13 protein-coding genes are annotated in these 12,077 nt (G+C 48.9%); 6 read left to right on the forward strand and 7 right to left on the reverse strand.

The window, feature by feature from the left end; genetic code table 11:
- Positions 1-53 precede the first annotated feature (53 nt).
- On the reverse strand, positions 54-1,325 hold the full coding sequence (locus tag CLV60_RS10680; RefSeq protein ID WP_106595355.1) for a competence/damage-inducible protein A: 1,272 nt from the start codon (positions 1,323-1,325) through the stop codon (positions 54-56).
- Between the two features lie 107 nt (positions 1,326-1,432).
- On the opposite strand from CLV60_RS10680, the gene CLV60_RS10685 reads away from it, so the two are divergent.
- Positions 1,433-2,158 (forward strand): DUF4197 domain-containing protein, encoded by a 726-nt coding sequence (locus CLV60_RS10685; protein ID WP_106595356.1) that lies wholly within the window; start codon positions 1,433-1,435, stop codon positions 2,156-2,158.
- 35 nt (positions 2,159-2,193) lie between these two features.
- Positions 2,194-2,535: a gliding motility protein GldC gene (gene gldC, locus CLV60_RS10690; RefSeq protein ID WP_106595357.1), complete on the forward strand. Its 342-nt coding sequence runs from the start codon at positions 2,194-2,196 to the stop codon at positions 2,533-2,535.
- A gap of 86 nt (positions 2,536-2,621) precedes the next feature.
- Here gldC and CLV60_RS10695 read toward each other — a convergent pair whose 3' ends face one another.
- From CLV60_RS10695 to ispG, 3 genes are read right to left on the reverse strand one after another with little or no spacing between them, the layout of a single operon-like run.
- The gene (locus CLV60_RS10695) at positions 2,622-2,981 is read right to left on the reverse strand and encodes an MmcQ/YjbR family DNA-binding protein (protein WP_106595358.1); all 360 of its coding nucleotides are present in this window, start codon (positions 2,979-2,981) and stop codon (positions 2,622-2,624) included.
- On the reverse strand, positions 2,978-3,157 hold the full coding sequence (locus CLV60_RS10700; protein WP_090379576.1) for a DUF6728 family protein: 180 nt from the start codon (positions 3,155-3,157) through the stop codon (positions 2,978-2,980). Before CLV60_RS10700 ends, CLV60_RS10695 begins: the two co-directional genes overlap by 4 nt.
- Positions 3,158-3,165: 8 nt before the next feature.
- On the reverse strand, positions 3,166-5,169 hold the full coding sequence (gene ispG / locus CLV60_RS10705; RefSeq protein WP_106595359.1) for a (E)-4-hydroxy-3-methylbut-2-enyl-diphosphate synthase: 2,004 nt from the start codon (positions 5,167-5,169) through the stop codon (positions 3,166-3,168).
- A 317-nt stretch (positions 5,170-5,486) separates the two neighbouring features.
- On the opposite strand from ispG, the gene CLV60_RS10710 reads away from it, so the two are divergent.
- From CLV60_RS10710 to CLV60_RS10725, 4 genes are read left to right on the forward strand one after another with little or no spacing between them, the layout of a single operon-like run.
- Positions 5,487-6,215, forward strand: a complete 729-nt coding sequence (locus CLV60_RS10710; protein ID WP_106595360.1) for a hypothetical protein — start codon at positions 5,487-5,489, stop codon at positions 6,213-6,215.
- Positions 6,216-6,236: 21 nt separating this feature from the next.
- The gene (locus CLV60_RS10715) at positions 6,237-6,641 is read left to right on the forward strand and encodes a hypothetical protein (protein WP_106595361.1); all 405 of its coding nucleotides are present in this window, start codon (positions 6,237-6,239) and stop codon (positions 6,639-6,641) included.
- Positions 6,642-6,645: 4 nt separating this feature from the next.
- Positions 6,646-7,731: a T9SS type A sorting domain-containing protein gene (locus CLV60_RS10720; protein ID WP_106595362.1), complete on the forward strand. Its 1,086-nt coding sequence runs from the start codon at positions 6,646-6,648 to the stop codon at positions 7,729-7,731.
- Positions 7,732-7,786: 55 nt separating this feature from the next.
- A complete protein-coding gene (locus CLV60_RS10725; RefSeq protein ID WP_106595363.1) occupies positions 7,787-8,158 on the forward strand; it encodes a hypothetical protein in 372 nt (123 codons plus the stop codon).
- Between the two features lie 36 nt (positions 8,159-8,194).
- Here the strand turns inward: CLV60_RS10725 and CLV60_RS10730 are convergent, their stop codons facing one another.
- The 3 genes from CLV60_RS10730 to CLV60_RS10740 all read right to left on the reverse strand — a co-directional run bounded on the left by CLV60_RS10730 (position 8,195) and on the right by CLV60_RS10740 (position 11,875).
- Entirely contained in the window at positions 8,195-9,277 is a 1,083-nt protein-coding gene (locus tag CLV60_RS10730) for a GHMP family kinase ATP-binding protein (RefSeq protein WP_106595364.1), read from the reverse strand.
- Positions 9,278-9,283: 6 nt separating this feature from the next.
- The gene (locus tag CLV60_RS10735; RefSeq protein ID WP_106595365.1) at positions 9,284-10,510 is read right to left on the reverse strand and encodes a sugar MFS transporter; all 1,227 of its coding nucleotides are present in this window, start codon (positions 10,508-10,510) and stop codon (positions 9,284-9,286) included.
- 69 nt (positions 10,511-10,579) lie between these two features.
- Positions 10,580-11,875, reverse strand: a complete 1,296-nt coding sequence (locus CLV60_RS10740; RefSeq protein WP_106595467.1) for a Gfo/Idh/MocA family protein — start codon at positions 11,873-11,875, stop codon at positions 10,580-10,582.
- Positions 11,876-12,077 lie beyond the last annotated feature (202 nt).

Here is a 12,077-nt window from a genome sequence, read left to right on the forward strand (position 1 = left end):
TTTCGAAGGTAAGGAAAACATGCTTTCGTTACCCTTATGGTCCTGATCTTCGTTTACCCTTTTACCGCGAGAGAAGTTTTTAGTATGGTTTTTCTCAGCAGGTTGAGCGCGTAAGAGCAGGTTAGTTCTATATTGATTTTTCTGTTGTTCCTCAATGTCAGCAGCTGGGTAAATGTCTCCTCGGGCGTCGCGCACGCGATCCACACGGTGCCCACCGGCTTGTCGGGAGTGCCGCCATCGGGACCTGCAATGCCGGTTGTAGAAATGGCGAATGTCGTGTTCAGTACACGCCTTGCACCTTCGGCCATTTCACGGGCGGTTTGCTCGCTCACCGCGCCATAGGCTTCCAGCGTTTCGCGTGATACGCCCAGCACACTCATTTTAACATCATTACTATAACTTACCACCGAGCCTTCATAATACCGCGAGGAACCCGGAATACTCGTGATCTGATTCGCCACATACCCGCCCGTGCAGCTTTCTGCGGTACCGACGGTCGCATTGTGGTTCATCAGCAGTGTTCCTATCACGGTTTCCAGCTCATCCGAATCATAACCGAAAACATATTCTTCGATCAGCGGAAGTACCAATGCTATTTGCTCATCGAGTTGTTTGTCCAAAACGGCCTGATCCGTTCCCGTGCCGGTGAGCCTGAGCTTTACCTGGCCGAAATGGGGGAGATAGGCCAGTTTAATATGCTCCGGCAAGGCATCTTCCCAGGTTGAGATTTTCTCAGCGAGGAAGGATTCGCCGATGCCGATTGTGCGTATTTGTTTGTGCTGGATGATATGGGTCGAAAACCGCGCTTTCAATCTCGGCAGGATCTCGAACTCCATCAAGCTCTTCATTTCATAAGGTACGCCGGGCAGCGACACGTAAATGACCCCATCCTTTTCGAACCACATGCCGGGAGCGGTGCCCCAGAGGTTCGGGATGTAGGTACAGTTTTTGGGGAGTGCTGCCTGCTGGATGTTCATCTCGGTCATGGCCCGGCCCCGTTTCGCGAAAAATTCGGTTACCAACGCCAGGGCGTCCTGGTTGATTTCCAGTTCTGTTCCGAAGTACTCGCAGAAGGTGTGCTTGGTAATATCGTCGCGCGTGGGCCCGAGGCCGCCTGTTACGATCACCACGTTCACCCGCTGGCTCGCCTGGGTGAATGCGTCGAGAATGTCCTGCCTGTTGTCGCCGACGGATGTTTTCCTTGCCGGACGGATACCGATGTCAGTGAGTTGGGTGCCAATCCATTGTGTATTCGTGTCGACGATCTGACCAAAAAGAATCTCGTCACCGATCGTGATTATTTCAGCCCTGGCAGAGGAAATCATAGATTGAGAACAGGTTAAATGGGACCGTTATTTTCCCAAAAATAAGTAAAATTAATCGTTATTGAGTACGTTTGAACCGTAGTGAAATATTAACAAACTCTATTGTAATGAAATACAAAATCCTTTCGTTAACGCTGTTTTGGCTCATTTTAGGACACACATCGCACGCTCAGTTCAACCTCGGAAAGCTATTGGGAAAGGGGAGCGGGAAGAGTGGCGGACTCAGTGAGAATGAGATTGTTCTGGGCTTGAAAGAGGCATTGAACGTAGGCATCAGCAATGGTTCGGAGTCGGCATCCAAAGTGGACGGCTTCTTTAAAAACGAACTGATCAAAATAGCAGTGCCGCCGGAGGCGCAGAAAGTAGCGGATGCACTGCGCAAAATGGGCCTCGGCGCAGAAGTCGATAAATTTACTTTGTCGCTCAACCGCGCTGCGGAAGATGCCGCTAAGAAATCCAAACCGATTTTCGTGAAAGCGATTACTTCCATGACCGTACCCGATGCACTGAGCATCCTGAAAGGCCAGGACGATGCCGCCACGCAGTATTTGAAGAAATCGACTAACGACGAGCTTTTCAAAACGTTTTTTCCGGTAGTCGACAGTACATTGAACCTCAATAAGGCCACGGAATATTACGCTGACATTGTTAAAACTTACAATCAGCTGCCTCTGGTCAAAAAAGTGAATCCTGATTTGAAGGAATATGCGACGCAAAAGACCATCGATGGTCTTTACGTACTGATTGCCCAGGAGGAAAAGAAAATTCGTGAGAATCCGGGTGCGCGGGTGACTGATTTGCTGAAAAAAGTGTTCAAGCAGGCAGGCAAGTGAGTTTTGCTTACTTTTGTAAAAATTAACACCTCAATATGAAAAAGTCAGAAATACATTTCACCGTTGAACTCGACGAAAAAAATATACCGGAGAAGATCTTTTGGGACGCTACCGACAACCCGAATGAGGGGATCAACGATACACGTGCCATCGCGATAGGTGTGTGGGACCATTACCATCGCGGAACGCTGAAAATCGACCTCTGGACCAAGGATATGGAGGTTTTTGAAATGAAGCGCTTCTACATCGAACTCATGAGCGGTATCGCGGATACGCTGCTGACCGCCACCAACGACCGAGGCATGGCCGATATGATCGAAGGGGTTTGCGACACACTGAGCAAGCGTCTGGACGAAGAAATGAAGGCAGCGAAATAGCGTTTGTCACGCTGAGCGCAGTCGAAGCGCATGCACGGTGTAGCCGTAAGGACTGTCTTCGACTGCGCTCAGACTGACATTTTGTATTATACTATTTTCTTTAATTCTTCCTGCGTTTTCTTCGGCAAGCTCGCCACGACCAGATCGTAGGAATCCCTCACCCAACTGAAAAGCTCGTCGCTCGGAATGCTCCCCGTGACATACACGGTATTCCAATGCTTCTTGTTCATATGGTATCCCGGCTTCACGTCGGAATACTTTTCCCTCAACTCTTCCGCTTTTTCCGGGTCGCATTTCGCATTGAACTGATGCTGCAGAGAATCCAGCGGTGTAAGCAGGAAAACCTTTCCCATTACTTTAAAAACCAATGTATCCGGACCGAACGGCAGTTCTTCCGTAACACCGGGCAATTTCAGGCAATATTCACGTAGCGTTTCGAGGTTCATCGCGTTAAGGCTCTGACAATCATAATGATGACGCAAATCAGGAACATGACGATCGAGATGCGGTTGATCCCGTGCATCATGCGCAGGTTGAACGAATCGGGGTTATTAGGATCGCGTTTTTTGAAGACGCGGATGAAGTAGGAAAACACTTCGCCCAGTTGAAAGTACTTTTTCATTGTATTTGTTAAACCAAAATTTCTCGTTCCTCCGGCTCAATCCACCGGCCATCTTCCCGGATCAGTTCGATCAGTTCTTCCACCGCTTTGGAAGAATGTACCGACCGCTTGATCACCTCCTGTCCGCGGTACAATGCAATTTTATCCTTGCCCATACCCACGTATCCATAATCGGCATCGGCCATTTCGCCCGGGCCGTTCACGATGCAGCCCATAATACCGATTTTCACACCTTTCAAATGCTCAGTATGCTTGCGGATCATCGCCGTTGTTTCCTGCAAATCGAACAATGTACGGCCGCAGGAAGGGCACGAAATATATTCCGTTTTCGACATCCGCGTGCGCGCCGCCTGCAAAATGCCGAATGCAATGCTATTATAGGAAGCGGCTGCTTTGAGTTTGTCGGCATGTTCCGAGCCACCCGCAAATTCGGGCGAAAGCAATGTTCCGTCACCAAAGCCATCCACCAGCAAACCGCCGATATCCGTCGCAGAATATAGCGTCAGTTTATCTCCCAGGTCGGTTTCGTAGAATCGGTTAATGATTACCGGTGTTTTGATGTGGAGTTCTGTGAGTTTGTAAAAGAACCGCCGCATTTCCGGCATTGCATGCGCATTGTTCGTGTGCAGTATGAGGACGACGTTCTTTTTACCTGAAACAGTATTCAAAAATGCGTCGTCGAATGAATGAATATCGCCTTTGATAAAATTCAGCTCGGAAGAAATATCCGTAGCCGCGCTCCACTCAGATACCTCAAAAAGGGGGAATTTAATGTGCTTTTCAGCATGTGCCTGCCATTGCGGATAGTCAAGAATTTCGCGCAAGCCGTTAGGCAGCATGAAAGGCACCGGTTTTTGTCCTGTATAAATAAAATCAGCTCCCTGATCATTCATAGCCCATTTATCGGGAACTGGTAAGAAGAAATGCCCGATGCTTTTCAGGTCGTCCAATTGCCGAACCTCGATATTCGAATAATCGGCGATCACCCGCGGCACATTCAAATGACCGATATTGTAAACTTCACGGGTATCGCGGCGCGTATATTGGAATGGGTTGATCGGGCAATGGTCGATCGGCTCGATGGGTGCGTGTGCAGCGCGTGAAGTGTACCGCTCGATCAGCGCACGGGCCACGGGGGCTTCTTTTTCCGGCGCTTCGGTCAGCGAAACACGTACCGTATCACCCAGACCGTCTTCCAGCAAAGTCCCGATTCCCACTGCCGATTTAATGCGGCCGTCCTCCGCCTCGCCAGCCTCGGTAACCCCCAAATGCAGCGGATAGGGCTTCAAACCCTCTTCATCCAGCCTTTGCACCAGCAGGCGGTAAGCTTCCACCATCACCTGCGTGTTGCTGGATTTCATCGACAACGCGATGTTGAAATAATTGAATTCTTCGCAAATACGCAGAAATTCCAGCGCCGACTCCACCATGCCGAGTGGCGTATCACCATAACGGCTCAGAATACGGTCCGAAAGTGAGCCGTGGTTGGTACCAATGCGCATGGCCGTGCCATATTCCTTGCAGATTTTTACCAGGGGAATAAATTTTTCCCGGATTCTTTCCAGTTCGGCGGCGTAGGAGGCATCGGTGTAATCGATCACCTCGAAACGCTTGCGGTCGGCATAGTTACCGGGGTTAATGCGCACCTTCTCGACGATGCGTGCAGCCAGTTCGGCGGCATTGGGCGTGAAATGTATGTCGGCGATGAGCGGCACCTGAATGCCCAGCTTACGCAGTCCGTTGCGGATATTTTCAAGATTCTGGGCCTCTTTCACGCTCGGCGCGGTGATGCGCACATACTCGCAACCCGACTCCACCATCCGGATCACCTCGTCGATTGAGCCCTGCGTATCCATCGTGTCGACGGTTGTCATTGACTGTACACGGATCGGGTAATCGGAGCCCATTGGCAGATCGCCGATATGGATGGAGATCGTCTTGCGCCGTTCGTAGGCAGTCAGTGACGGGCAGTAAATATTGGTTTTTTGTTCAGAAGGTGTGATCACGGTCATTGAATGGTCATATCGACAAAGGTCTTAAATCTGAAACACAATCGGAACGGCAATGGTGCATTTTTCAATTTTCGGCCAAGCCTTTGTAACCACTACTGATACGCGTCGTAGATATTCGACCACGTTACCGTTCCCATATTAATTCCGACCGGATATTCATTGCTCATAGGAATGGTTATGTTTTGTATTTGAAAAGTTAAATATTTGTATCACCCGTCACCGCCAGTCTACGGCAGATTAAACAGCTCAATGTTCTGATACGATCGTCCGCGTTCGCGGCAAGTGCATGTTTTATTTATCATGTAAACCGGAGTTCTATGAGAAAAATCGAACTGTTTGTGATTGCTATGTTGTGGTCGTCCGTCGCTTCGGCACAACTCTCGCTGCGCTGGAACTACCCCTGCAAGCCGGGTACCGAATGCTGGAACGCGCTTACATCTGTCGCTGAACGGCAGAATGCCTGCCAGATCAAAGGAATTGATCTAAAAACGCTGAGTACGGAAGAGTTGCTGCTGATTACGATGGAGCATCCGTTTTTCCGGAGTTATGTAGCACATGACAGTCCGTTGGAAGGTTTGGGGTTCGCGTTGGAAGGATTTAATGGGTTTGAGGAATTCAAGAGGCGGCCTGATGCGATGAAGGCTGCTTGCGAAATCTATTTCAAGGAAGATTTTAGCAAGGTAGAAGCTTTCCCGGATAGCGCGGAAATGGGCGCATATTCCTTGAAATGGATTGGCGTGGAGCTCATAATGAGTGACAAGGCGCTCCTGAATCAAATGTCTTCGCGGGAAAAGACTGACTTTTTGAAGCGGTTGCATGCGTCGTTACTCATTAAACAGCGCTACCGGGATGTGTTTGGAGGTATCTCGGATGCGGTCACTGCTTACATCTTTGATAAAGTGATGCATTCGATGGGAATTGAGATTGTGGAAAGTCAGTTCTACGCAGATGGTATCGTGGCGTTTGAAGAACGGCTTATTGCGCGAGATCCTGGGCTGATTGAGTTATTGCTGAACAAGTTTACGGAATATGTTAAAAATCATTGAGTTGTACTAAAATCAAGAATTATGAAAGCATTTACATCATTTGGTGCGTGGCATAATGTGCTTGTAACGAGACATGTTTCCTTAATTGTAATCGGATTTCTACTGATTGGCGGATCTTGTACGGAAGCTGAAATTAAGGAATACGAAATTGGAGAACCCTGCTTTACAAAAGAATCGCTTGAAACAGTGCCTTGGGTAAAAGATCAGCTGGCATTTTTCCAGGTTTCCAAGCAGGGGCCATTACGGGTCGCCGTGTATCAGTATCGAGATCAGTATTATCTCGCTTTTGAGAATCCCGCACTTTCCTCGCCCATGTCTTACATATTTAATTGTGACGGGAAGACGATTGGTGAAGTGAGCATTCACTATAACGAGTTCTATGGGCAGAATAAATTGATGATGGTATTATTGGAAGCTAAATATTGATCGAATGAAATACTTTACAGCATATGTTTTGCTTCTCGGGATCATCTCGGCAGAAACCCGGGGGCAAGTCAATACTCCCAATGGTGTACAAGTGCCCCCCAGTGCATTGTTCGCATACCTCGATGCTTGGCCAAACACCAACGCTCAGCTCCAATCGTTTCAAAATGATATCAAAAACGGATTCTATGGGCCAAGTTGTGTTGTGTTGAATGATTATACCCGGCGGTACAATTGTCATGGTTACGCATGGCACGTTTCGACAGGCGGAAACAAAATTGGTATCGATCAGGTAACACATGGCGGAGTTACGCCCTATGTATCTGGTGTAAACCCGAGTTATACTCAGACCATCTATAATGGGACTCAGGGTAAACTTCGCGTCAGATATTCCGGAGACCACTCCGCCGTAACCACTTATGATGCAGGTAAGTATATTTCAAAATGGGGTGCAGGGCCCCTAGTCAAGCATAATGCGAACGATGTTATGCCCGGTTATGGCGTACCATCCAGTTACTGGACCTGCAAATACGCTCCGCCATCAACAAGCGTCTACCTCGACGGTAACCTTATTTCTGGAAGTTTCCAAAACACCACTTGGGGCTCGCACAGTATGCAGATATTCTGGGGACTCGACCCGGATACAGGTCCGACATTTAGCTCGACTGCCGCGAGTACTATCATCAATAATCAAAATTCAGGTACTGTGAATTTTACGTTTAATGGTCCTTCGAATAACGGTGGCCTTTCCATTGCATTCTGCGGTGCCCCGCGGCATTCGTTTACATTCTTCAAACCAAGCGGTGCCAAAATGCAGATTTATCCCAATCCGGCTGAGGGTGAAGAAGTCATCACAATTTCATCGGAAACTCCGGAGAATATTCAAGCCGTGAATCTGGATAATCAGGTCAACAGAATAACAAAAATTAGCCTCCTGGATGATCGCCAGAGAGTTTTACAGGACTATTTACCAAAAGCGGAAGGAAAACTGACAACCGTCAAGTTGAATGCAGGGTTGAAAGGAACTTACTTCTTAAAGGCGACTTTCGAGGATGGGACTGTACAAACGAAACGGGTTTTGATCGGGAAATAAGATAGTTGGCAGTGAAAACAGCTAACGAATGTTCTACTTAAAAAGCTAACCAGCCATGAAGAAAACGAAAGTCCGGATGAAGATTGCCATCGTACTAATGTGTACTTTGTTGGCCGCATTTGCCTGCGTAGAAAGCGATCGTGTTGACAATATTGATCAACCCTGTTTTACCAAAGAATCATTGGAAACAGTCCCATGGATTGTCGACCACTTGAAGAAATATACTTTGCCAAATGGAGGAGGATACCATGCCGCAGTATACATTTATCACGATCAACAATTTTTGGCGATAACGACGCCATTCGGCTGTACGCCGCTTGGACACGTTTTCAACTGTGGGGGAGTGCCGCTGGACTCGTTGGAAATAGATTATGTTGATTTCCAGAATAATATGAAGCTCGCCGCGGTCTTGACTGGGCCCAAATGATAGGAGATTATAAGGCGACAAAGCGCCCCGGATCGATTATCCTTCAATCCGGGTGCCTTCGTCAACTGTAATAATATAACTTTTCCCGCCTTCGCGCTCGATGGCTTCGGCCACTTCTTCCGCGTGCGTAGGCGCGTAGGCGAACATGCAGCCGCCTCCGCCCGAGCCGTTGATCTTGCCGCCCAATGCACCGGCACCGAGTGCGGCATTCATCATGCGTTCGATTTTCGGGGTCGAGGTGCGTTTGTGGTCGCGGAGGTTCTGGTAATGCTTGTAAAGCAGGCTGCCGAATTGCTTGTCGAAATTCTGGCTGGCGTGATCTTCGGCGCTGTCGATCAGCAGGGCTTTGCCTTCGACCAGAATGTCCCGGTCCTCGATGTTGGCTTTCAGTAGCCCCAGTTGGTCGGGAGAAAGTATTGATTTGTAATCGCCTACCTTTTCTAATGGCGTCGTAAATATCGAAAATGACGGGTCGTAATCGGTGACGATCTTGATCACATCCTCCATTCCGTAGCGGCAACGGGCTATAATGCCGAGCGTGTCTTTCGGTTCCAGCGAATCGCCGAGCACGAATGTTCCTAGTTTGGGCGTCAACGCTTCTACCTTAATAACCGGTGTCGATTCCAGATAAATGACGTTGCCGATTGCGGTGGAGTAGTTGTCCATCATGCCGCCAGGTTCGCCGAATTCCAGTACTTCGGCCGCATTGGCGATTTCACCCAGTTCCTTTTTTGAAAAATTGAGTGGTTTGTCGCTCAGCTGGTCCAGAAATTTTGCCCACGAAACGATCAGCGCCGAGGAGCTGGACGTTCCCGAATTGATGGGGATATTGCCATGAATGGTTGCTTCGAAGCCTTTCGAGAATGTTAATCCCCTTCTTTTAACTACATTGATCGTGCTGCGGAAATAGTCGCGCGGCTTGACGTAAGGGAAAGTCGTGTCGAGAGAGAACTCTTCCTGGGTACCCAGGTCGGGCAAATGCAATACTATTTTTTGATCATCGCGATAACCGCCGTCAACGCTAATTCTACGCGATATGGCCGCTGCGATCACGGGGAGCCCCAGGTAATCCTGGTGTTCCCCGAAAAAGCAAATGCGGCCGGGAGTTGAAATCCTCATTGTGAACTACCAGCTTTTCTTTTTGTGGCCTATGTAGCCGAAATACAGCATATAAATGTAAAGTGGAACCAAAATCCAGTAAGCTTTCTGCGTACTTCCGATCGAGTCGGCGATGCTTCCGTACACCAAAGGTAACACGGCTCCGCCGGAAATACCCATTACGAGCAATGCAGAAGCGATTTTTGTGAATTTCCCGAGGCCGCTCAACGCCAATGGCCACAATGCCGGCCAGATCACCGCATTGGCGAAACCAAGAATTGCGATGCAAAGTACGGAGGTGAAACCGGTTGAATTAATGGCGATTACGGTAACGATCAAGCCCAGGATTGCCGAGAATTTGAGGTAAGCTTGCTGCGATACATATTTAGGAATCAATACGATACCTAAAACATACCCGAACATCATACCATATAATGTATAAGTACCGAACAAACGGGCCTCTTCTTCCGGAAAGCCCAGAGACACGCCGTAGCTGATAATAGTGTCACCCGCGATTACCTCTGCACCTACATAGCAGAACAACGCGATCACACCCAAAACAAGGTTAGGAAATTGCAGAACACTGGTTTTCTGAACTGCAACCTGTTGCGCAGCCAGCGGTGCGTCATCTTCTTCGTCTTCGCTAACTTCCACCAATCCTTTCGACATTCTGATGATGATCGCCAGGGCAACCAGCACGACTGTTAGCGCCAGGTAAGGCATTGCTACCTTGTCCAGTTCCGACTTAGGATCGGCCGAAGAGGCCCCTGCGAGAAGCAGTTTACCAAAAATGATCTGGCTGAAAATACCGGCGGTTTTATTGGCAATACCCATGATACTGATCCGCTGGGCAGCGCTTTCGCGTGGACCGAGGATCGTAGCGTAAGGATTCGAGGCTGTTTGCAATACCGTAAGACCGATACCAATCGTGAACAAACCGACCAGGAATAACGGGTAGGAAGCCATTTCGGCAGCCGGGATGAATATCGCTGTTCCCAATGCCATCACGATCAAGGCGAGCGACATACCGTTTTTAAAACCGGTCTTTTTCAAAACCATCGAGCACGGGATCGCCATGACGGTGTAGGAAATGAAAAACGCGAACGTTACCAGGTAAGAACTGGTGTTGTCGAGAGTAAATGCTTTTTTGAAGAAGGTGATCAGTGTTCCGTTAACCCATGTGACGAAACCCATCACAAAGAATAGAATGCCGATAATGAAGAGGGGACCCAGGTAACTGTTCTTTTTGCTCATTTAAGTCGTATTTGGAAAAGGTTGTTCAGGTTATTCTGTACTGGTATAAATTTGGTTTTGTTATAATACTCAATATTCATCATTCAGGCCAAAGATCCGCTTATTTGTTCGCCATTTTCCACGCGTAAAGTCCGGAATTTCAACCGGAGAGCTTCCACGGGCAATCGAAAGTTCTGACAATGGGCTGATGGCGCTCCATACTGCCGCGTCGTACACGTCGATTGGCGGGGCGGTTTTGCGTTTGATGGCCTCTACAAATCCCCGCAGTACAAAGTAATCGATACCGCCGTGGCCTGCATTCTCGGCTTCTTTGGCATATTTCGCCCACAGCGGGTGGTCGTTTTTATCCAGGTAAGGCTTGTCGGGCTCACCGATGTGCTCTTTTGGGGATACGCCTTCGAGGTAAATGGTGTGGCCGTCGTTCATCCAGATTCCCTCGGTTCCCTGCGCGCGGAACGCGAGCGAGTAGGGGCGTGGAGAGTTGGTATCGTGGATCAGCACGATGTTTTCGCCGTTATGGCATTGGATCATCGTGGTGACGATATCGCCCAGTTTGAAATTTACTTTCGCATTGGGATGGTCCTTACCGCCGTGATCTACCACATATTTATGTAAACCGCGCGACTTGGTCGCCATGGATGTGAGGTGCGTAAAGCAATTGCCCCGGTTGATGTCAAGCCAGTGTGCCACCGGGCCGAGTCCGTGGGTAGGATAGAGGTCGCCATTACGATCGACCGAATGCTGGGTGCGCCATTTGGCTTCGGAAAAACCCTTTGCACCAAATTCGACACCGTGGCCTTCATTGCTTTTGCCGGTATTGAACTTGATACCGCGCAAATCGTGCTGGTATCCGCAATGCGCGTAGGTCATTTCGCCGAACATGCCTGCCCGGATCATTTTGAGAATGGCCATTACATCGCGGCGATAACACACATTTTCGAGAATCATGCAATGCGAGCCGGTCTTTTCGAAAGTATTGACCAAATCCCACGACTCTTGAAGCGTAACAGTCGCTGAAACCTCCACCGCCGTATATTTTCCCGCATTCATCGAAGCCAGCGCCATCGGCACGTGCCACTGCCAGGGCGTGGCTATGAGTACGCCGTCGAGGTCGTCGCGCTTGACGAGGTTCATAAAATCCTCTTCGCCTTTGGAATACACCGCCGGTGCTTTGCGTCCTGCTTTTTTGATCTTATCGAGGGTGATATTGACCGCTTCGGGGTCGATATCGCAGATCGCGTTGATCTCCACATCCGGGCGGAACAATGCCTGCTCCACATGGTTGCGGCCCCGCAGCCCGACGCCGATAAATCCCAAACGTACATTTCCTGCCGGTCTCTCTTTTTTCAAATGAAGCGATGGCATCATCCCCGCGACGGGCGCGGCCAGCGCTGTTTTTTGCAGAAAATCACGTCTATCCATATCAAAATCTGTTGAAAGTTAGCGGGACGGATGGTAAAAGATTATTTGGTCATACCCGGTCCGGGGCTGCAATTTACACGCAAATGCCAGATTTTTAAATTTTTTTATTAATTAAAAATTGACATTGAGAACGCTTTCGGGTAAC

The sequence above is a fragment of the Dyadobacter jiangsuensis genome, from assembly GCF_003014695.1.
GTDB classification, from domain to species: domain Bacteria; phylum Bacteroidota; class Bacteroidia; order Cytophagales; family Spirosomataceae; genus Dyadobacter; species Dyadobacter jiangsuensis.

Bases quoted from the DNA above. Each gene is read 5' to 3' on its own strand.
- CLV60_RS10725 (WP_106595363.1), top strand. From the start codon at position 7,787: ATGAAGAAAACGAAAGTCCGGATGAAGATTGCCATCGTACTAATGTGT.
- CLV60_RS10740 (WP_106595467.1), bottom strand. From the start codon at position 11,875: ATGCCATCGCTTCATTTGAAAAAAGAGAGACCGGCAGGAAATGTACGT.
- CLV60_RS10710 (WP_106595360.1), top strand. From the start codon at position 5,487: ATGAGAAAAATCGAACTGTTTGTGATTGCTATGTTGTGGTCGTCCGTC.
- CLV60_RS10685 (WP_106595356.1), top strand. From the start codon at position 1,433: ATGAAATACAAAATCCTTTCGTTAACGCTGTTTTGGCTCATTTTAGGA.
- ispG (WP_106595359.1), bottom strand. From the start codon at position 5,169: ATGACCGTGATCACACCTTCTGAACAAAAAACCAATATTTACTGCCCG.
- CLV60_RS10715 (WP_106595361.1), top strand. From the start codon at position 6,237: ATGAAAGCATTTACATCATTTGGTGCGTGGCATAATGTGCTTGTAACG.
- CLV60_RS10720 (WP_106595362.1), top strand. From the start codon at position 6,646: ATGAAATACTTTACAGCATATGTTTTGCTTCTCGGGATCATCTCGGCA.
- CLV60_RS10735 (WP_106595365.1), bottom strand. From the start codon at position 10,510: ATGAGCAAAAAGAACAGTTACCTGGGTCCCCTCTTCATTATCGGCATT.
- CLV60_RS10680 (WP_106595355.1), bottom strand. From the start codon at position 1,325: ATGATTTCCTCTGCCAGGGCTGAAATAATCACGATCGGTGACGAGATT.
- gldC (WP_106595357.1), top strand. From the start codon at position 2,194: ATGAAAAAGTCAGAAATACATTTCACCGTTGAACTCGACGAAAAAAAT.
- CLV60_RS10730 (WP_106595364.1), bottom strand. From the start codon at position 9,277: ATGAGGATTTCAACTCCCGGCCGCATTTGCTTTTTCGGGGAACACCAG.
- CLV60_RS10700 (WP_090379576.1), bottom strand. From the start codon at position 3,157: ATGAAAAAGTACTTTCAACTGGGCGAAGTGTTTTCCTACTTCATCCGC.
- CLV60_RS10695 (WP_106595358.1), bottom strand. From the start codon at position 2,981: ATGAACCTCGAAACGCTACGTGAATATTGCCTGAAATTGCCCGGTGTT.